General features: G+C 64.9%; 20 protein-coding genes. 18 read left to right on the forward strand and 2 right to left on the reverse strand.

The features are described from left to right. Window positions 1-21 precede the first annotated feature (21 nt). The 6 genes from KFF05_15315 (at window position 22) to KFF05_15340 (ending at window position 6,287) form a co-directional block, all read left to right on the forward strand. Window positions 22-963 (forward strand): branched-chain amino acid ABC transporter permease, encoded by a 942-nt coding sequence (locus KFF05_15315; protein ID UTW51262.1) that lies wholly within the window; start codon window positions 22-24, stop codon window positions 961-963. Between the two features lie 15 nt (window positions 964-978). Further along, window positions 979-2,055 carry a branched-chain amino acid ABC transporter permease gene (locus KFF05_15320; protein ID UTW51263.1) on the forward strand — a complete coding sequence of 359 codons (1,077 nt, stop codon included), beginning with the start codon at window positions 979-981 and terminating at the stop codon, window positions 2,053-2,055. A 182-nt stretch (window positions 2,056-2,237) separates the two neighbouring features. Further along, window positions 2,238-3,557 carry an ABC transporter substrate-binding protein gene (locus KFF05_15325; GenBank protein ID UTW51264.1) on the forward strand — a complete coding sequence of 440 codons (1,320 nt, stop codon included), beginning with the start codon at window positions 2,238-2,240 and terminating at the stop codon, window positions 3,555-3,557. Window positions 3,558-3,601: 44 nt separating this feature from the next. Continuing rightward, complete coding sequence (locus KFF05_15330) at window positions 3,602-4,441, forward strand: ABC transporter ATP-binding protein (protein UTW51265.1); 840 nt, start codon at window positions 3,602-3,604, stop codon at window positions 4,439-4,441. A gap of 71 nt (window positions 4,442-4,512) precedes the next feature. After that, window positions 4,513-5,763 (forward strand): AMP-binding protein, encoded by a 1,251-nt coding sequence (locus tag KFF05_15335; protein ID UTW51266.1) that lies wholly within the window; start codon window positions 4,513-4,515, stop codon window positions 5,761-5,763. 56 nt (window positions 5,764-5,819) lie between these two features. Next, on the forward strand, window positions 5,820-6,287 hold the full coding sequence (locus KFF05_15340; protein ID UTW51267.1) for a hypothetical protein: 468 nt from the start codon (window positions 5,820-5,822) through the stop codon (window positions 6,285-6,287). 45 nt (window positions 6,288-6,332) lie between these two features. Here KFF05_15340 and KFF05_15345 read toward each other — a convergent pair whose 3' ends face one another. Then, window positions 6,333-7,007, reverse strand: coding sequence for a histidine phosphatase family protein (locus KFF05_15345; GenBank protein UTW51268.1), 675 nt, complete (start codon window positions 7,005-7,007; stop codon window positions 6,333-6,335). A 317-nt stretch (window positions 7,008-7,324) separates the two neighbouring features. Here KFF05_15345 and ccmA point away from each other — a divergent pair, with 317 nt between their 5' ends. The 10 genes from ccmA to KFF05_15395 all read left to right on the forward strand — a co-directional run bounded on the left by ccmA (window position 7,325) and on the right by KFF05_15395 (window position 15,774). Next, a complete protein-coding gene (ccmA, locus tag KFF05_15350; protein ID UTW53746.1) occupies window positions 7,325-7,984 on the forward strand; it encodes a heme ABC exporter ATP-binding protein CcmA in 660 nt (219 codons plus the stop codon). After that, complete coding sequence (ccmB, locus tag KFF05_15355) at window positions 7,981-8,646, forward strand: heme exporter protein CcmB (GenBank protein UTW51269.1); 666 nt, start codon at window positions 7,981-7,983, stop codon at window positions 8,644-8,646. The genes ccmA and ccmB overlap by 4 nt, the downstream gene beginning before the upstream one ends. Window positions 8,647-8,674: 28 nt before the next feature. Then, window positions 8,675-9,406, forward strand: coding sequence for a heme ABC transporter permease (locus KFF05_15360; protein UTW51270.1), 732 nt, complete (start codon window positions 8,675-8,677; stop codon window positions 9,404-9,406). Between the two features lie 161 nt (window positions 9,407-9,567). Further along, window positions 9,568-9,777 carry a heme exporter protein CcmD gene (gene ccmD, locus KFF05_15365; GenBank protein ID UTW51271.1) on the forward strand — a complete coding sequence of 70 codons (210 nt, stop codon included), beginning with the start codon at window positions 9,568-9,570 and terminating at the stop codon, window positions 9,775-9,777. Continuing rightward, on the forward strand, window positions 9,774-10,229 hold the full coding sequence (gene ccmE / locus KFF05_15370; protein ID UTW51272.1) for a cytochrome c maturation protein CcmE: 456 nt from the start codon (window positions 9,774-9,776) through the stop codon (window positions 10,227-10,229). Before ccmD ends, ccmE begins: the two co-directional genes overlap by 4 nt. Next, the gene (locus KFF05_15375; protein ID UTW51273.1) at window positions 10,226-12,220 is read left to right on the forward strand and encodes a heme lyase CcmF/NrfE family subunit; all 1,995 of its coding nucleotides are present in this window, start codon (window positions 10,226-10,228) and stop codon (window positions 12,218-12,220) included. Before ccmE ends, KFF05_15375 begins: the two co-directional genes overlap by 4 nt. 9 nt (window positions 12,221-12,229) lie before the next feature. Beyond that, window positions 12,230-12,778, forward strand: a complete 549-nt coding sequence (locus KFF05_15380; GenBank protein UTW51274.1) for a DsbE family thiol:disulfide interchange protein — start codon at window positions 12,230-12,232, stop codon at window positions 12,776-12,778. Beyond that, window positions 12,775-13,251, forward strand: a complete 477-nt coding sequence (locus KFF05_15385) for a cytochrome c-type biogenesis protein CcmH (protein UTW51275.1) — start codon at window positions 12,775-12,777, stop codon at window positions 13,249-13,251. Before KFF05_15380 ends, KFF05_15385 begins: the two co-directional genes overlap by 4 nt. Beyond that, a complete protein-coding gene (gene ccmI, locus KFF05_15390) occupies window positions 13,248-14,486 on the forward strand; it encodes a c-type cytochrome biogenesis protein CcmI (GenBank protein UTW51276.1) in 1,239 nt (412 codons plus the stop codon). Before KFF05_15385 ends, ccmI begins: the two co-directional genes overlap by 4 nt. 94 nt (window positions 14,487-14,580) lie before the next feature. Continuing rightward, complete coding sequence (locus KFF05_15395) at window positions 14,581-15,774, forward strand: phosphoglycerate kinase (GenBank protein ID UTW51277.1); 1,194 nt, start codon at window positions 14,581-14,583, stop codon at window positions 15,772-15,774. Here KFF05_15395 and KFF05_15400 read toward each other — a convergent pair. Beyond that, window positions 15,745-17,691 carry a HAMP domain-containing protein gene (locus tag KFF05_15400; GenBank protein ID UTW51278.1) on the reverse strand — a complete coding sequence of 649 codons (1,947 nt, stop codon included), beginning with the start codon at window positions 17,689-17,691 and terminating at the stop codon, window positions 15,745-15,747. The two genes, KFF05_15395 and KFF05_15400, sit on opposite strands and share 30 nt — an antisense overlap. A 209-nt stretch (window positions 17,692-17,900) precedes the next feature. Between KFF05_15400 and KFF05_15405 the strand changes: the two genes are divergently transcribed. Next, window positions 17,901-18,104: a hypothetical protein gene (locus KFF05_15405; protein UTW51279.1), complete on the forward strand. Its 204-nt coding sequence runs from the start codon at window positions 17,901-17,903 to the stop codon at window positions 18,102-18,104. A gap of 66 nt (window positions 18,105-18,170) precedes the next feature. Continuing rightward, window positions 18,171-18,707 (forward strand): NUDIX hydrolase, encoded by a 537-nt coding sequence (locus tag KFF05_15410; GenBank protein UTW51280.1) that lies wholly within the window; start codon window positions 18,171-18,173, stop codon window positions 18,705-18,707. The last annotated feature ends 18 nt before the right edge of the window (window positions 18,708-18,725 follow it).

The raw sequence follows: 18,725 nt of genomic DNA on the forward strand, positions 1-18,725 counted from the left end.
GGCGCGGGGGGAACGACACTTATGGAATTTCTCGAATCGATCCTAGTCACCCCGTTCATCGAGATATGGGAAAGCCCGTACTATTTCATCGAACTGGTGCTGGTCGGCCTGTCCACGGGCGTTCTCTATTCCCTGGTCGCGCTGGGCTTCGTGCTGATCTTCAAGGCATCCGGCATGTTCAACTTCGCCCAGGGGGCGATGGTTCTGTTCGCGGCCTTGACCCTGGTCGGCCTGATGGAACACGGCCTGCCGCTGTGGGCGGCGCTGATCCTCAGCGTCGCCACCATGGTCGGGCTCGCCTTCCTGGTCGAACGCTTCATGTTGCGCCATCTCGTCAACCAGGAAGGCCTGATCCTGTTCATGGCGACGATCGGCCTCAACTTTATCCTCGAAGGCACGGGCCAGCTGGTGTGGGGATCGGACGTCAAACGCCTTGAGATCGGCATCCCGGACCAGCCGTTCGACATTCTCGGCGGCAAGGTATTACTCAACACCTTCGACGTGACCGCCGCCTTCATCGGCGCACTCCTGGTGATCACGCTTGCCGTGTTCTTTCAGAAAACCCCCATGGGCCGGGCACTCCGCGCCGTCGCCGACGATCATCAGGCGGCCCTATCCGTGGGCATTCCCTTGAAGACCATCTGGATCGCCGTGTGGACCATCGCCGGCCTCGTGGCATTGGTCGCCGGCATCGTCTGGGGGGCCAAGTCGGGGGTGCAGTTCTCGCTGTCGCTGATCGCGCTGAAGGCCCTGCCGGTGCTGATCCTGGGCGGGTTCACCTCGGTTCCCGGCGCCATCGTCGGCGGCCTGATCATCGGCGTCGGCGAAAAGGTGGCGGAAGGGTTCTGGGGCCCGGCCCTCGGCGGCGCCATCGAAAACTGGTTCGCCTACATGCTCGCCCTCGCGTTCCTGGTGTTCCGGCCCCAGGGACTGTTCGGCGAGAAAATCATCGAGCGCGTGTAGGAAGGAACCGGACAGATGTTTTACAGAGAAGCCGGCCAGTTCAAGACCACCTACCAGGACGACCAGGCCGTTTTCCCGGTGCTCCAGGACAAGGTCGCCGTGATCCTGCTGATCCTTGCCGCCTATGCGGTGCCGTTCGTCGCCGACGAATACTGGCTGCAGGCGATCTTCATCCAGTTCCTGGTATTCGCCCTGATGGCGATCGGGTTGAACATCCTGATGGGCTACGCGGGGCAGGTCTCGCTCGGCACCGGGGCCTTCGCCGCCGTCGGCGCCTATGCCTGCTACAAGCTGACGACCAACATCGAAGGCATGAACATCATCGTCGCCATCCTGCTGTCGGGTGGCTGTGCCGCCGCCGTCGGCGTGGTGTTCGGCCTGCCCAGTCTGCGCATCAAGGGCTTTTATCTGGCCGTCGCGACCCTGGCCGCCCAGTTCTTCATCCTGTGGCTGTTCAACAAGGTCGGCTGGTTCTACAACAACAACCCGTCGGGCACGATCACGGCACCGCCGCGCGAACTTTTCGGGGTGCTGATCACCGGACCCTCGGCCTCGCCCGAGGCCCGCTATATCGTCTGCCTGACCTTCCTGATCGTCTTCGCCTGGTTCGCGAAAAATTTGGTGCGCGGACGCATCGGGCGTAACTGGATGGCAATCCGCGATATGGACATCGCCGCCGAAATCATCGGCATCCGCCCGCTGCAGACCAAGCTTATGGCCTTTGCCATTTCGTCGTTCTATTGCGGCGTGGCGGGGGCCTTGATGATTTTCTGCTGGCTCGGCTCGGCGGAGACGGAGGCCTTTGACCTGGCCAACGTGTCGTTCCGCGTGCTGTTCATGATCATCATCGGCGGCCTGGGGTCGATCGGCGGCTCCATCATGGGGGCCGCGTTCATCATTCTGGTGCCGATCTTCCTGACCAATTTTCCGCCCATGGTCGGCCTGGATATTTCCACGGCTTTGCAGAAGCACCTGGAGGAAATCATCTTCGGCGTGATGATCGTGTTTTTCCTGATCGTCGAGCCGGAAGGCTTCGCCCGGTTGTGGCAGATTTTGCGCGAGAAGCTCAGGAAATGGCCGTTCCCGTACTGACGGGACGGCCCGAAGGTTTTTTGAAGTGACGCGGCGCGACTGCCGCCAAGACCAATAACAAGCGATGTTGGAAACCGGATTGTGCGCGCTGGGCCCCTTGCCCGGCCGTGCACAACCCGAAGGACAATCAAAAGGACCAAGCCCCACAATAACCGGGGCGTCCGCAACTGGGAGACACAACCATGAAGTTCCGTAAACTGGTATTGGCCACGGCAGGCGCCGTGGTTTGCCTCGGCACCTTCGCCGCGGCGGAGGCCGCCAAGGCCGACGAACAATTCTTTCCCATGCTGGTCTACCGCACCGGTGCCTATGCACCGTCCGGCATTCCCGTCGCCAACGGATTCCGCGACTACTACACCCTGCTTAACAAGCGCGACGGCGGCATCAACGGCGTCACCGTGACCTTCGAAGAATGCGAAACCCAGTACAAGACCAACCTGGGCGTCGAATGCTACGAGAAGCTGAAGGGCAACGGCCCGACGGGGGCCTCGCTGTTCAATCCCTATTCGACGGGCATCACCTATCAGCTGATCCCGAAGGCCAGCGTCGACAAGATCCCGATCCTCTCCATGGGTTACGGCCGCACCTCGGCGGCCGACGGACGGGTGTTTGAATGGGTCTTCAACCCGCCCGCCACCTATTGGTCGCAGGCATCGGCGGTCATCAAGTACTTCTCCCGCCGGGTCGGCGGATACGACAAGCTGGCCGGCAAGAAGATCGTCCACCTGCACCACAACTCCGCCTATGGCAAGGAAGCCAACCCCACCCTTGAGGTTCTGGCCGAACGCTACGGCTTCAAACTGACCCTGGTCCCGGTCGACCATCCCGGCCAGGAACAGGCATCGCAGTGGCGGCAAATCCGCCGCATCAAGCCGGACTTCATCTTCATGTCCGGTTGGGGCGTCATGAATCAGGTCGCGATCAAGGAAGCCGGCAACATCCGCTATCCCATGGATCAGTTCGTCGGCAACTGGTGGTCCGGTTCGGACGCCGATGTGGTGCCCGCCGGCGACGGCGCCAAGGGCTACCTGTCAACCACCTTCCATGGCGCGGGGTCTGACTTCGGCGTTCATGCCGACATCATCAAGCATATCTACGGCGGTGATGCGGCGGCGGCCAAGGAAAACAAGGTCGGCGAGGTTCTGTACAACCGTGGCGTCGTCAACGCCATGTTCGCCACCGAAGCCGTGCGCACGGCCCAGGCCAAATTCGGCAACAAATCCCTGACCGGCGAACAGGTCCGTTGGGGCCTGGAAAACCTGAACATCACCCAGGAAACCCTGGACAAGCTCGGGTTCAAGGGGATGGTCAGCCCGCTCAAGATCACCTGCGAAGACCATGAAACCATGGGGCCGGTGATCATCCAGAAATGGGACGGCGCCAAATGGTCCTATGCCAGTGAATGGCTGACGCCGATGCGCGACATCGTCCGCCCCCTCGTGGAGGCCGATGCCGCAGCCTACGCGAAGGAAAACAACATCACCCCCCGCAACTGCAACTAAGCGGTTGCGACGGGTCCCCGGGCAGAACACGAAAGGCGAGGTTCATGGCACAGGCTGTTGAACGCAAGACCGAGGCGGCCGCCCAGACGTCACCGCTCGTGGTCAACAACATCGAGGTCATCTACGACCATGTGATCCTGGTGTTGAAGGGGGTATCGCTTGAGGTTCCCGAGGGGGGCATCGTCGCCCTCCTCGGGGCCAACGGCGCCGGCAAGACGACGACGCTGAAGGCCATTTCCAACCTTTTGGGGGCCGAACGCGGCGAGGTTACCAAGGGCGAGATTCTGTTCCGCGGCGAACGCGTCGACAGCCTGACGCCCAACGAACTGGTCAAGCGCGGCGTCATCCAGGTCATGGAAGGCCGCCATTGCTTCGAACATCTGACCGTCGAAGACAATCTGATGACGGGTGCGTATACCCGCCGCGACGGCGCCGCCGCCGTCGCCGAAAGTCTGGAGAAGGTCTACCACTATTTCCCGCGCCTGAAGGAACGCCGCACCTCGCAGGCGGGCTATACCTCCGGCGGCGAACAGCAGATGACCGCCATCGGCCGTGCGCTGATGGCCAACCCCAACACCATCCTGCTGGACGAGCCCTCCATGGGCCTGGCCCCGCAGCTGGTCGAGGAAATTTTCGAGATCGTGAAGGCGCTGAACGAGCAGGAGGGCGTGTCCATCCTGCTCGCCGAACAGAACACCATGATCGCGCTGAAATACGCCGATTACGGCTATATCCTGGAAAACGGCCGCGTGGTCATGGACGGGGACGCGGCGGGCCTGCGGGAAAACCCGGATGTGAAGGAATTCTATCTCGGCCTGGCCGGGGAAGGCCGCAAAAGCTTTCGCGACGTCAAACACTACCGCCGCCGCAAGCGCTGGCTCTGACGCAAATCCCGGGCAATCCGGCACGGATTGCGACGACGCATTTGCGTGCAGCCAACAACGAGAGACCGACCATGCCCGACAACCCCCATTACGATGACCAGGAAACCCGGACGGCCGAGGCCCGCGAGGCGACCCTGTTCGAGGCGCTGCGGGCGCGGCTGGCCCAGGCCAAGGCGAAGGCCCCCTATTACCGCGAAGTCCTGTCCGACATCGACCCGGCCGGGATCATCGACCGCGCGGCACTGGCCAAACTGCCCGTGACCCGCAAATCGGAACTGGTCGACCGGCAGGCGCCGGGCCATACCCTGGGCGGCCTGACGACCGTGCCCGACGGCCGGCTTCGCCATATCTATCAAAGCCCGGGGCCGACCTACGACGCCGACGGTCAGGGGGCGGACTGGTGGCGCATGGCGCGCGGGCTGTATGCCGCCGGGATGCGCGCGGGCGACGTTCTTCACAACAGCTTTTCCTATCACCTGACCCCGGCCGGGCTGATGGTCGACAGCGGCGCCCAGGCCATCAATTGCGCCGTGGTGCCCGCCGGCGTCGGCAATACGGAACTACAGGTACGCGCCATCGAACACATCCGCCCCACGGCCTATTGCGGCACGCCGTCGTTCCTCAAGCTTCTGCTCGACAAGGCCGCCGAAACGGGGGCGGACGTGTCGTCGCTCGCCAAGGCCGCCGTCGGCGGGGAACCCTTTCTGCCCGATCAGCGCGCCGCCTGCGCGGCCGCCGGGATCGACGCCTACAACATCTATGCCTCGGCAGACATCGGCCTGATCGCCTATGAATCAACCGCCCGCGAAGGCCTGGTCCTTGAAGAAGGCCTGATCCTGGAAATCGTCACCCCCGGCACGGGTGAGCCGGTCGAACCGGGCCAGGTCGGCGAGGTTCTCCTGACCACGCCGTTCAATGCCGACTACCCCTTGATCCGTTTCGCCACCGGCGACATGTCGGCGGTGATGGCGGGGGTCAGCCCCTGCGGGCGCACCAACACCCGCATCAAGGGCTGGATGGGCCGCGCCGACCAGGCGGCCAAGGTCAAGGGCATGTTCATCCACCCGCGCCAGATCGCCGACATCCTGAAACGCCACCCGGAAATCGCCCGCGCCCGCATGGTGGTGGACCGCCGGGACGGCACCGACGTCATGACCCTGATGTGCGAGACCACCCCGCCCGCCCCGGACGCCCTCGCCGCCGCCCTCGCCGACACCATCCAGGCGACCTGCAAGCTCAAGGGCGGCGTCGAATTCGTGCCGCCGGGCAGCCTGCCCAACGACGGCAAGGTGATCGATGATCGGCGGGGTGCGGCAGCGTAAGAGTCAAACCAGAAGCTCGGTCGCCCCGCCGGGCATAGAAGCGTTAGGGCTTTAGGATGAACGCCGTCGAGAAATTAGCCGAACGGATTTACATTGAAACTGATTTCGGGCGAAGCATCGCAACGACGCTGGCCGGGGTTATTGGCCTAGGTGTCTATCTTTCTTATGGCGATTGGGTGATTGCCGCATTTTCTTCAATTATATCATTTCCGATCGTGCGTTTGATTGCCTCCGGTCTGCACGAGAAGGCCATGCGAAGAAAAATACGCGGTGCCGAAAGGGAAGAAGCAAAATACCGTTATGATCAAATGAGCTCGGATGAGAAAGCCGTGGTTCAGTATTTTGTTGAACAAGGCGGCTGTGTCGTCACTTGGGCACAAGTGAATAATTCGCCTTTGAATATGGCCGCAATTGAATCACTGATACAAAGAGATCTTCTTTCAACATCTATGACAGCCGATGGAATGCGAGAAACGTTCGTACTTGATGCGGCAATGTTTGACGCGGGCCAATCTGTCAGGTGAGTACCGTCTGAGTACAAAAAGTCCGCCTTGGGTTGGAAATAAACCTCACTTCCCACCCCCAAAATCCTCCGCCAGCCGCAGCCAGTCCTGCGGCGTGACCAGGGCGATGAACGCGAAGCCCAGGTCCGCGCCGGGGTCCGGGCGGAGCACCACGGCCCCGGCCTCGTCCGTGTACTGGCCCGTGGCGGCGCGCATCAGGTTGCCGTGGCCGACGATGACCCGGTTGGTGCCGGGCGGTAGGGGGCGGGTGAAATGGGCGCGCGCGTTCTTGACCGCCGCGTCATGGCCGCCGACGAATTGCTGGGACCGCAGGTTCATGATTTCCGTCGTCGTGCGCACAGCGCCCAGGCTCATCAGGTGGGCGGTTTCCGCCGTGCGGCAGTATTCCGAGGACAGGATCTCGCCGACCGGGATGGCGAGGGTGCGGATGGCAAGGCCGATCAACTGCGCCGTCATCCGCCCCGTGTCCGACAGTTGGCGCATCCGGGCGCCGTCACAGCTTTGCCAGTCGCCGGCCTGCCGCACCTGATCGTTCTGGGCCCAGTCCGTGGCGGCATGGCGGAAATAGAGGACATGGCCGCCCGCGCGCAGGGCCGCGACCAAGGCCGCGTCATCGCGTTCCGCCGACAGCGCCGGACGCGCGAACAGGGGCGCCAGGAACAGCAGCAAAAGCAGGGCCGGGGCGGCGCGAAGCCCCCCAAACGGGCGCGGATTTGCCATGGAATTCAGAATATCGTCAGGGGCGCCTTCGGAAAAGCCCGGAATTTCAGGCCTTTGGCAGGCACAAGAAAAGATCACATTGGGGACATAATCTCGCCCCAATCGGGGGCTAAATAAGAACCATAGACCTCCTCGTCTATTAACCAGAGACCCCCCTCTCTGGTCCCCTTAATCGGCACCAGCCGAACTTAAAGCCGGGCTCTCCCCAAGAGCCCGGCTTTTTTTCGTCGTTGGCCCGGCCAGAGGCCCCTGTATTCACGCGCCCGTCCGGGGTATCTATGACCGGAGGCACGCCCGCCCGGCAGGACAGGACCGTCATTCCCGTGAAGCGTTTCGAAGGCATATCGCTGGACTGTCTGCGCAGCGCCCGGCCCGTGTTCCGGGACTTGGCGTTCCAGATCGAAAGCGGCGGGGCGCTGGTGCTGACCGGGCCCAACGGCTCCGGCAAGTCGTCGCTGCTGCGGCTCATGGCGGGGCTGTTGCCGCCGGCAGCAGGCACCTTGTCATGGAACGGCCAGGCCATTTCCGACGACCCTGACGCCCACCGCCTGCGGTTGCGCTATCTCGGCCATCTGGATGCGGTGAAGCCGGCCCTGACGGCGGCGGAGAACCTCGCCTTCTGGGCCGGGCTGATGGGCGCCGATCCCGATACGGCGGTCGCCCCGGCGCTGGAGGCGCTCGGCATCGGGCATCTTTCCGATCTGCCGGCGCGGTTTCTGTCGGCCGGGCAGAAACGGCGGTTGAACCTTGCCCGCTTGGCCTTGGCCCCCTCGGCCCTCTGGCTGCTGGATGAGCCGGCGACGGCGCTGGACGCGGAAACGACCGACCGCCTGCGCAACCTGATCCAGGGCCACCGCGACGCCGGCGGCATGGCCGTGGTTTCGACCCATTCGGACCTGGGCCTGAAGGACGCCGACAATCTGGACCTCGCCGGCTTCGCCGCCCGCCCGTCGCTGGACACGGACACCGCCGCATGACCGGCTTCCGCGCCATCCTGATGCGCGACCTGCGCCTGGCCCTGCGTCAGGGCATGGACAGCGCCATGGTCGTCATGTTCTTCGTCATCGCCGTGGTGCTGTTTCCCTTGGGCGTCGGGCCGGAGCCCAACGTGCTGGCCCGCATCGCCCCCGGGGTGCTGTGGGTCGCAGCCCTGCTGTCGGTGCTGCTGTCGCTGGAACGCCTGTTCCACACGGATTTCGAGGACGGCTCGCTGGAGCTTCTGGCCCTCAGCCCGCCGGCCCTGGAGGTCGTCGTGCTGGCCAAGGTTCTGGCCCATTGGCTGATCACCGGCCTGCCGCTGATCATCGCCGCCCCCGTGCTGGCGGTGCTGCTGAACATGCCGGCGGACGGTTTCGGTTTGTTGCTGCTCGCCCTTTTGCTGGGCACGCCGACCCTCAGCCTGATCGGCGCCGTGGGGGCGGCCCTGATCCTGGGTTCGCGCCGGGGCGGGGTGCTGCTGGCGCTGTTGATTTTGCCGCTGTTCATTCCCGTGCTGATCTTCGGCGTCGGCGCGGTCGAGGCGGCCATCGGCGGCTTCCCGGCGCGCGCCCCCCTGCTGCTGCTGGGTGCGGTCTTCGCAGGCGCCTTGGCGCTTTGTCCCTGGGGGGCCGCCGCCGGGCTTCGCCAAGCCCTGGAATAATTCAAAGGAAGGGGGTAGCTTCCCGGCCATGTTCAATTACTTCGCCAATCCGCGCCGCTTCATGAAGCTGGCCACGGTGCTCAGCCCCTGGCTGGCCGGGGTGACGCTCGTGCTGGCCGCGGCCGGGCTGTATCTGGGCCTGTTCGCCTCGCCCGCCGACTATCAGCAGGGCGAGACCGTGCGCATCATGTACGTGCACGTGCCGGCGGCCTGGATGGCCCTGTTCTGCTATGTGGGCTTGGCGGTTTCCGCCGCCGTGGGGCTGATCTGGAAACATCCGGTGGCCGACGTGGCGGCCCGCGCAACGGCGCCCATCGGCGCCTGCTTCACCTTCCTGGCACTCCTCACCGGCGCGCTCTGGGGCAAGCCCATGTGGGGAGCCTGGTGGGTATGGGACGCGCGGCTGACCTCGGTCCTGGTGCTGTTCTTTCTGTATCTCGGCTACATGGCGCTCAACAGCGCCTTCGACGATCCGCAGCGGGGGTCCAAGGCGTCGGCGATCCTGGCCATGGTCGGCCTGGTCAACGTGCCGATCATCAAGTTCTCCGTCGACTGGTGGAACACCCTGCATCAGCCGGCCTCCATCGTGCGCATGGACGGGCCGACCATCCATCCCGACATGCTGTGGCCCCTGTTCCTGATGATCGGGGCGTTCACGACCTATTATCTTTGGGTGTTGATGCTGCGCATGCGCCGCGAGTTGACGGAAACCCGCCTGCGCGCGCGGCGACAGATCCAGGCCGAGGAAGCCAGGGCGTGAAAAACATATTCAATAAAATGCAACCTTGCCCCAGAGGTTCGGGCCGCTAAACTGACCGATATCAAGAACGGCGCCGGTATCGGGGATATGATGCCGGCGTTGCCAATCCGGCGCATGGTCACCACATAAATGCCGCAATCAGAGGGCCCCTTTCCAGCACCATGACCAAGATCAGTGAATTCCTCGACATGGGCGGCTACGCGGGCTTTGTCTGGCCCAGCTACGGCGCCGTAATCGCCGTGCTGGCGGTTCTGCTGTGGCTCAGCCTGCGCGGCCTCAAGGCGGCTGAAAACGAACTGGCCCGGCTTGAAGGAGACGCCCGCCGCCCCCGGCGTGGTACCACCCCGAACGACGGAGCGGCCGAGCCGTGAAGCGCAAGCATAAACGCCTGACCTTTGCCGCCATCGGGCTGTGCCTTCTCGGCATTGCCGCCGCCTTGGTGCTGACCGCCTTCGAGGAAAGCATCGTGTTCTTCCATTCCCCCACCGATATCGCCGAAGGCAAGGTCAAGATCGACCGCCGCGTGCGCCTGGGCGGCCTGGTTGAAGAAGGCAGCGTGAAGAAACAGGCCGGTGCCGTCACCGCCTTTCGCATCACCGACGGCGCCAATGTGATCGACGTGACCTACCGGGGCATCCTGCCCGACCTGTTCCGCGAGGGGCAGGGCGTGGTCACCGAAGGTCGCCTGCAGGGCGGCCTGTTCGTGGCCGAGGAAGTCCTGGCCAAGCACGATGAAAATTACATGCCGCCCGAGGTCGCCGACGCGCTGAAGAAATCCGGCCGCTGGCAGGAAGGATCGGGCAAAGGGGACGCTGCCAAATGATCGCTGAACTGGGGCATTTCGCGCTGATCCTGGCGCTGTTCGTTTCCGCCGTGCAGGCAACCCTGCCGTTGATCGGCGCCCATCGGGGCGATGCGGGATGGATGGCCGTGGCCCGCCCGGCAGCCCTGATGCAGTTCCTTCTGGTCGCCGTCGCCTTCGGCTGCCTGATGAACCTTTACATCACGTCGGATTTTTCCGTTCTCAACGTCGCCCAGAACTCGCACACCGATAAACCGCTGATCTACAAGATTTCCGGTGTCTGGGGGAACCACGAGGGCTCGATGCTGCTGTGGGTGCTGATCCTGGCCCTGTTCGGATCGGCCGTCGCCGCCTTCGGCGCCAACCTGCCGCCGTCCTTGCGCGCCCGCGTGCTGTCGATCCAGGCGCTGATCGCCGTCGGCTTCTACCTGTTCATTTTGCTGACATCGAACCCGTTCGAACGCCTGATCCCCGCCCCCGTCAACGGCAACGATCTAAACCCGCTGCTGCAGGACCCGGGCCTCGCCTTCCATCCGCCCATGCTCTATCTGGGCTATGTCGGTTTCTCCATGGCGTTTTCTTTCGCCATCGCAGCCCTGATCGAAGGCCGGGTCGATGCCGCCTGGGCGCGCTGGGTGCGGCCCTGGACGCTCGCCGCCTGGTGCTTCCTCACGGCCGGCATCGGATTGGGCAGTTGGTGGGCCTATTACGAATTGGGCTGGGGCGGCTGGTGGTATTGGGACCCGGTCGAAAACGCATCCTTCATGCCCTGGCTGGCCGGCACGGCCCTGTTGCATTCGGCGACGGTGGTGGAAAAGCGCGACACCTTGAAGGGCTGGACCATCCTGCTCGCCATCATCACCTTTTCCATGAGCCTGCTCGGCACCTTCCTGGTGCGCTCGGGCGTGCTGACTTCGGTTCATGCCTTCGCCACGGACCCGACGCGCGGCGTGTTCATCCTGGTTTTGCTGATCATCGTGATCGGCGGCTCGCTCGCCCTTTATGCCTGGCGCGGCCCGCAATTGGTCTCGACCGGCCTGTTTCAGCCGATCAGCCGCGAGGGCGGATTGTTGTTCAACAATCTGGTCATGGCGACGGCGACGGCGGTGGTGCTTCTGGGCACGCTCTACCCCCTGATGCTTGATGCCGTCGGCGGCGGCAAGGTCTCGGTCGGCCCGCCGTTCTTCAACGCCGTGTTCATCCCCATCATGCTGCCGATGATCGTGGTCATGGCGATCGGCCCCATGCTCAATTGGAAACGCGGCGATTGGCGCGCCGCCGTCGCCCGCCTGTGGCCCGCCATGGTGGCCGCCCTGCTGGCCGCCATCGGCGCCTGGGCCCTGGTCACGGACGGCCCGTTCCTCGGCATCGTCGGCATGGCGCTGGCGGCCTGGCTTGCCATCGGCACGCTGGTTGAACTGACGGAACGTTTGCGACTGCGCCGGGACGGCCTGGGCCGCGCCCTCAGCCGCCTGGCGCGGCAGCCGCGCGCCGCCTGGGGCATGACCCTGGCCCATCTCGGCTTGGCCGTGACCATTGCCGGGATGACCGGCGCCGGGGCCTGGGTCAAGGAAAGCATTCAGATCATGGCGCCCGGCGATACGGTGACGCTGGCCGGTTACGAATTTCGCTTCGACGGCGCGCAAGACGGCCAGGGCCCCAATTACGCCTTCACCGCGGGTCATTTCACAGTGTCCAAGGGCGGGCGGGTGCTGGTTGTTCTCGACCCGGAAAAACGCGTCTACAACGTGTCGGGCCAGCCGACCACCGAGGCCGGGATCGAGCCCACCTTGCTGGGCGACATCTATGCCGTGATCGGCGACCAGGGCACCACGCCCGCAGGCAAGCCGGGCTTCGTCACCCGGCTGTACTTCAACCCGCTGGTCGCCTGGATGTGGGGCGGCCTGTTGATCATGATCGCGGGCGGAGCGCTCAGCCTGTCGGACCGCCGCCACCGCGTCGGCGCCCCGGCGCGGCGTGGCGCCGTGGCCCAGGCCGCCGGCGCGGACTGAGGACAGGCCATGAAATCACGCCTGCCCTATTTGCTGCCGCTCGGCCTGTTTCTGGTGCTCGCCCTTTATTTCGCGGTCGGCCTGACCAAGGACCCGAAAATCATTCCCTCGGCCCTGATCGACAAGCCCGCCCCCGAGTTCACCGTGCCGCCCGTGGCCGGCGGCACCTCCCCGGGGTTTTCCACGGCCGATCTGAAAAAGGGCCAGGTCAGCGTGGTCAACGTGTTCGCCAGCTGGTGCGTGCCCTGCCGCGCCGAACATCCGGAGATCAACAAGCTGGCCAAGATGGGCATCGTTCCCGTCTATGGCCTGAACTACAAGGACACGCCCCAGGCGGCCCGTGCCTGGCTTAACCAATTGGGCGACAACTACACGGCCACGGGCGCCGACGAAAGCGGACGCGTCGGCATTGATTGGGGCGTTTATGGCGTGCCGGAAACCTTCATCGTCGACGGCAGCGGGCGCATTCGCTTCAAGCATGTCGGCCCCATCGTCGGCGACAAGCTGGAAAAGGAAATCCTGCCGCTGATCCGCTCGATCCAGGGGACCGGCAAATGATACGCGTCATGGCTTTCGCCGCCCTGCTGTTGGCCGCCCTTCCCCTGTCACCCGCCCACGCCGTCAATCCGGACGAGATGCTGGCCGACCCCGCGTTGGAACACCGCGCGCGGGTGATCTCCAGGGATTTGCGCTGCCTGGTCTGCCAGAACCAGTCGATCGACGATTCCGACGCGGGCCTGGCCAAGGATCTGCGCGTGCTGGTGCGCGAACGCCTGAAGGTCGGTGACAGCAACGAACAGGTGATCGACTATGTGGTCGCCCGCTACGGCGATTTCGTCCTGTTGAAGCCACCCGTCAAGGGCTCGACCATCGTGCTTTGGGCCGGGCCGGCGGTGGTCGCCTTGTTCGGCATCCTGGCCCTGATCCTGTTTTATCGCCGCCGCCGCGCGGCATCGCCGGTCGCGGCGAAACCTCTGTCGCCCGAAGAACGGGCGCGTCTGAACAAACTGCTTGAGGGAGATGCCCCATGACCGCCCTGGTCATCGCCATGGCGGTGCTGGCGGCCGTTGTCGGGCTGGCCCTGGCGGGGCCGCTGCTGCGCCGCAACGCCGTACCCGCGGCCCGCGCCGAATACGATTTGACCGTGTTCCGTGATCAGTTGAAAGAGATCGAGCGCGACGCGGGCCAAGGACTGCTGGATGCCGAAGCCGCCGAGGCCGCGCGCCTGGAAGTCCAGCGCCGCATGCTGGCCGCCGATACGGAATTGCAGACCAGGACAGGCGCCACCGGCAGCGGCAGCCCGCGCCGCCTGACCGCCGTGCTGATCGGTGCCGGCGTGCCGTTGGCAGCGGCAGCCCTTTACATCGTGCTCGGCTCTCCCGACCAGCCGGACCAGCCCTTTGCCGCCCGCGACCTGCCCGCCGAACAGGTGGCGGCACAAACTGCGGCCCGCCCGGAAGCCAATCCCGAAATGGCCGCCATGGTCGGCCGCCTGGCGGAACGGTTGAAGGAAAACCCGGACGATATCGAAGGCTGGTTGTTGTTGGGCCGCAGCTATATCTCCATGGAACGCTTCGCCGACGCCCTGAATACCTTCGCCTACGCGCGCAAGATCGCCAATGGCCGGACCGACGTGGACATCGCCTATGCCGAGGCCCTGATCCTGACCGGCCAGATGAAGGTCACGGACGATGCGGCGGTAATCTTCCAGGCCGTGCGCGACAAGGCACCGTTCGACCCCAAGGCCCGCTATTACCTGGGCCTGAAGAAGGCGCAGGCGGGCGACGTCAATGGGGCGCTGCGTGATTGGGCCGACCTGGTCGCTATTTCGCCGGAAGAAGCCCCCTGGGTGCCCGTGGTGCGCCAGCAGATCGCCCGCGCCGCCGAAGAACTGAAGATCGACCCCCAGACCATCACCATGTCCGAGGACGCCCGCAAGTTGCTTGCGCAACAACCGCCGGTGCTGCGCCCCTCGACCCCCATCATGCCGCCCGAGGGCGCTGATTCCCATGCCGGTCACCCCCATGCAGACGCCCCCGCCGCCCAGCCGGGACCGTCTCGCGAACAGATGGAAGCGGCCCAGGAAATGACCGCCGAAGACCGCGACGCCATGGTCCGCGGCATGGTCCAGCGCCTGGCCGACCGGCTGAAGGAAAACCCGGACGATCTGGCCGGCTGGACACGGCTTGAGCGCGCTTACCGGGTGCTGGGCGAAACGGCCAAGGCCGACGCGGCGGCGGCGGAGATCAAACGCCTCGCACCCTAGGTTCCGCGCAACGCCCCCTTGGCGGCGCGGCCACTTCCGCCTATAACCCCGGCAATTCCGCGACCAAGAAACCGACTCAGGGGATTTCCGCACCATGCGCCAGTTCAAGACCATCGATGATTTCGACGTCCGGGGCAAAACCGTCCTGGTCCGCTGCGACCTCAACGTCCCCATGAAGGACGGCCAGATTTCCGACGCCACGCGCCTGGAACGGTCCGCCCTGACCCTGACGGATTTGGCGACGGCGGGTGCGCGGGTTTGCGTGCTGTCCCATTTCGACCGGCCCAAGGGCAAGGTCGTCCCCGGGATGAGCCTGAAACCCGTGGCCGACGCCCTGTCCGGCGTTTTGGGCCGCCAGGTCGCCTTCGCCGCCGACTGCGTCGGCCCGCAGGCGGAGACCGCGACCGGCGCCCTGAAGGACGGCGAGATCTGCGTGTTGGAAAACCTGCGCTTTCATGCCGAAGAAGAAGCCAACGATGCGGCCTTCGCGGGCAAGCTGGCGGCTCTCGGCGATTTTTACGTCAACGACGCGTTCTCCGTGTCGCACCGGGCCCATGCCTCGACCGAAGCCATCGCCCGCATCCTGCCGGCCGCCGCCGGGCGCCTGATGCAGGCCGAACTGGACGCCCTGACCAAAGCGCTGGAAGCCCCTGAACACCCGGTCGCCGCCGTGGTCGGCGGGGCCAAGGTATCGACCAAGATGGAAGTCTTGGGCAATCTGGTGGAAAAGGTCGACCTCTTGATCATCGGCGGCGGCATGGCCAATACCTTCCTGCATGCCCAGGGCATCGACGTCGGCAAGTCGCTGTGCGAACACGACATGGCCGACGCGGCCAGGGATATTCTGGCCCGCGCGGAAAAAGCCGGCTGTGATGTCGCCCTGCCCGTCGATGCGGTGATCGCCCGTGAGTTCAAGGAAGGGGCACCGTCGGAGGTGGTCGATGTGCGCGCCATGCCCGATGACGCCATGATGCTGGACGTCGGTCCGACCACCGTCCAGGACCTGACCAAGCAGCTGAAGGATTGCCGCACCCTGGTATGGAACGGGCCCCTGGGGGCGTTCGAAATCAAACCCTTCGATGCCGGCACCAATGAGTTGGCCCGCGCGGCAGCGGTACTGACCCGGGACGGCACGCTGACATCCGTCGCGGGCGGGGGTGACACGGTGGCGGCGCTGATCAACGCCGGCGTGGCAGCCGAATTTTCGTACGTTTCCGCCGCAGGCGGAGCGTTCCTGGAATGGCTGGAAGGCAAAGACCTACCCGGCGTCGCGGTCCTTCGAACCTGAGGCCTGGGCCCCTGCCGGCCCGGTGATCGCCTGCGGCTGCGTGCGGTGGGCGAGTGTATCGAGCAGTGCCCGCAGATAATCGGATTGCGCCGCCAGCTGGTCGGTCGCCAGGCGCGCCTCGTCGGACGCCGACGCGGCCAGACGCTGCGCCGTGTCGGTGACGTGTTCGACTTCACGCGTGCAGGCGCCAAGCGCCCGTTCGGCGCGGTCGACGGCATCGCGGATGGCCGCCAAGCGGGCCCGCGATTCCGGATCTTTCAGGCTTGCCTGACGAACGGCGCCACCATTCAGCGCAACGGTTTTATCGTCATCAGCCGCCGCCTCGGCCCCGCCTGGCGTGTTCGGACGGCCGAACAGGAACTGGTTGAATTCCTCGCGCACGGCGACGACATGGCCACCCAGACCGTCCAATTGTTCGCGCGCGGCGGCGATGTTGCGGATCAGGGTATCGGTCAGCTCGACGTCGATAATCGCCGCAGATGCCTGCCGGCTGACCTGCGACAGGTGGTCGGAAACCTTGCCCAGCGCCGCCTCGCCGCCCGCCGCCGCGGCCTGAACCTGGGATTGCGCCAGGGCCTGCGCCTTGGCGAGCGCCGGCACCGGAACCTGGTTGGCCTGATCCTCTTCGAATTCGGCCAGCAGGTTTTCCATCTCGTCCATTTCGCGGCGGTAATCGGCCAGCGTACGGCGCAGGACCTCGGCATCGTCGGCCGCGGCCTGGGCCCGGCGCGCTTCGGCCTCCATGGTCTCGACCGCCTGCAGGGTCTTGGCCTGGGCATGATCCAAGTCCTGACGCAAATGCTCCGCGTCGGCCATGGCCGCCATCCAATCGTCGAAGGCGCGGGCAAGCTGGCCAACGGCATCGCGGTTTCCGCGGCCCGGAATCATGACCGTGCGGTCGCCCCGGGCCAGCCGGTCCGCCGCCTCGGCCAGGGCCTGGACCGGGCGGGTAATGGTGCGCATGACGATCAGCCCGAGTGTCACCACCCAAAGAATGATCGCCGCACCACCGCCGACCAGGGATGCGGCGGCGAACTTGCGGGCGGCGGTCAGGGCTTCCCAGCGCTCACCGATCAGTTCGCCGGCGACACTGGTCAGCGCCGTCAGGGAAGGTGCGATATAGGTCAGAATATCATCAAAACGCTGGGCGTCTTCGTTGACGCCCACCCGTGCCGTGATCAACGCCATCATGGCGTCCTGGTGACGGGCCAGCAGGTCGGTGATCGCCGCAAGGTCGCCGCGCGGCAAGCCCGCATCTTCGACCCGCGCCGCCAGTTTCTTATAGGCGTTCTGCAGATCGATCAGATGCACCGGATCTCCGGTCAGGACCATTTCGCTGCCCAACTGGTTGGCCCGCGACAGAAGTTCGGGCAACCCGCGCCGGCCCGAGGCGGCAAGCCGGGGCGACAGGGCCTGATCGGCGTCGCGCAGGGCACCGCCCGCCGCCGCAGGATTGCCGGACAGGCTGCCGACAAGTTCCGACAGGTGCTGGTCGTATTGCACCAGACCGTCCTTCAGGGTCGCGATGGGTCGTGAAAGGTCGCCCGCATCCGCATGGGCACCGAGGGCGTCAAGGGTGCGCGACTGTTCATCCAGAAGGCCGCGCATGTCCTGTGCGGCCGCCGCGTCGCGGGTCAGGATATAGCGTTTCTCATCGGTCTGCAGGGCGGCCTGTCCGCGGGCGATGGCGGTGACCAATGTGCTCAGATTCTGCGCCCGCTCAAGCCCCAGGTGGGCGGCGGATACCCGGTCGTTTACATGCACGATAAGCCCGGCATAGACCATGACCGCCAACAGCCCCACGATCACGAACATCCCCGTGCGCGTGGACAGCCGGGTTCCGCCCAGGAATGTGCGGCTGGCGTAGGTTGGGCGGCGAAGCGCCAAGTAGGTGTGATCGTAGTCGCGGTCTGCCACGGGTGCCTTCAGTCTGCTCTTTTTATACACGCCGACATTTGCGCCCTTTCATGGGCGCCGTCCAGTCCATGCGGATTATCGCAATTAGGTCCGAATATTTCCTTAAAATACAATGGTCCAGGCCCTTTGGAACCAGTCCATAAGGCATATTGAATTCTCTGCCTGATCTGCCATGATTTGAGACCGATTCGCAAAGGGAAAATGCCGTCATGGTCGGATCCGTCGGACCTCTGGGTGCCGTTGCCAACGTTCTGGGTTTGAAGCGCTCGCTGAAACAGGATCAGTTGGCGGCTGATCTGTTGCAGGATGCGCAGAACAACCTGAAGGAACTCAACGCCCAGAACGGCGCCGTCCCCGAACTTGACCCCAATGCCCCCGTGCGGCGCGGCCAGATCATCGACGTTATCGCCTGATCCTGCCGCAAGTGGCGTTGCCAGCCCCTTTGCCGCCTGGGCCAACATTCGGCTACAGTCCCCTCCATGAGTGACGATACGCGCAAACCCGGCCCCAGCGTGTGGACCGTGCCCGAGGGCGACGAACGTGAGCGCCTGACCTGCCTGGACTGCGGGTTCATCCATTACGACAATCCCAAGGTTATCGCCGGCGTGGTCGCGACCTGGGGCGAACGTTACCTGATGTGCCGGCGCGCCATCGAACCCCGCGCCGGGTTCTGGACCGTGCCGGCGGGATTCCTCGAGCTCAATGAAACGACCGCCGACGGCGCGAAGCGCGAAGCCTGGGAAGAAGCCCGCGTCGATATTGAGATCACCGGTCTGATCGGCGTATACGAAATCCCCCGGATTTCGCAGATCTACGTCATTCACGCCGGGCGCATGACCACGGGCGACCACGCCCCCGGTCCGGAAAGCACTGATACCCAACTGCTTGCGTGGGACGATATCCCATGGGACGACCTGGCCTTTCCCTCCATCCGATGGGCCTTGGAACGCCACAAGGACGGCCTGCCACCGGACATCGCCCAGGCCCCGCCCCGGCCTGCCGCCGGCCCCCGCTGACCGCCACATCACCAACTG

It is taken from the genome of bacterium SCSIO 12827, from assembly GCA_024397995.1.
GTDB lineage: Bacteria > Pseudomonadota > Alphaproteobacteria > Rhodospirillales > Casp-alpha2 > UBA1479.

Coding starts and splice junctions, on each gene's coding strand:
- KFF05_15315 (UTW51262.1), top strand. CDS start 22: ATGGAATTTCTCGAATCGATCCTAGTCACCCCGTTCATCGAGATATGG.
- KFF05_15320 (UTW51263.1), top strand. CDS start 979: ATGTTTTACAGAGAAGCCGGCCAGTTCAAGACCACCTACCAGGACGAC.
- KFF05_15325 (UTW51264.1), top strand. CDS start 2,238: ATGAAGTTCCGTAAACTGGTATTGGCCACGGCAGGCGCCGTGGTTTGC.
- KFF05_15330 (UTW51265.1), top strand. CDS start 3,602: ATGGCACAGGCTGTTGAACGCAAGACCGAGGCGGCCGCCCAGACGTCA.
- KFF05_15335 (UTW51266.1), top strand. CDS start 4,513: ATGCCCGACAACCCCCATTACGATGACCAGGAAACCCGGACGGCCGAG.
- KFF05_15340 (UTW51267.1), top strand. CDS start 5,820: ATGAACGCCGTCGAGAAATTAGCCGAACGGATTTACATTGAAACTGAT.
- KFF05_15345 (UTW51268.1), bottom strand. CDS start 7,007: ATGGCAAATCCGCGCCCGTTTGGGGGGCTTCGCGCCGCCCCGGCCCTG.
- ccmB (UTW51269.1), top strand. CDS start 7,981: ATGACCGGCTTCCGCGCCATCCTGATGCGCGACCTGCGCCTGGCCCTG.
- KFF05_15360 (UTW51270.1), top strand. CDS start 8,675: ATGTTCAATTACTTCGCCAATCCGCGCCGCTTCATGAAGCTGGCCACG.
- ccmD (UTW51271.1), top strand. CDS start 9,568: ATGACCAAGATCAGTGAATTCCTCGACATGGGCGGCTACGCGGGCTTT.
- KFF05_15375 (UTW51273.1), top strand. CDS start 10,226: ATGATCGCTGAACTGGGGCATTTCGCGCTGATCCTGGCGCTGTTCGTT.
- KFF05_15380 (UTW51274.1), top strand. CDS start 12,230: ATGAAATCACGCCTGCCCTATTTGCTGCCGCTCGGCCTGTTTCTGGTG.
- KFF05_15385 (UTW51275.1), top strand. CDS start 12,775: ATGATACGCGTCATGGCTTTCGCCGCCCTGCTGTTGGCCGCCCTTCCC.
- ccmI (UTW51276.1), top strand. CDS start 13,248: ATGACCGCCCTGGTCATCGCCATGGCGGTGCTGGCGGCCGTTGTCGGG.
- KFF05_15395 (UTW51277.1), top strand. CDS start 14,581: ATGCGCCAGTTCAAGACCATCGATGATTTCGACGTCCGGGGCAAAACC.
- KFF05_15405 (UTW51279.1), top strand. CDS start 17,901: ATGGTCGGATCCGTCGGACCTCTGGGTGCCGTTGCCAACGTTCTGGGT.
- KFF05_15410 (UTW51280.1), top strand. CDS start 18,171: ATGAGTGACGATACGCGCAAACCCGGCCCCAGCGTGTGGACCGTGCCC.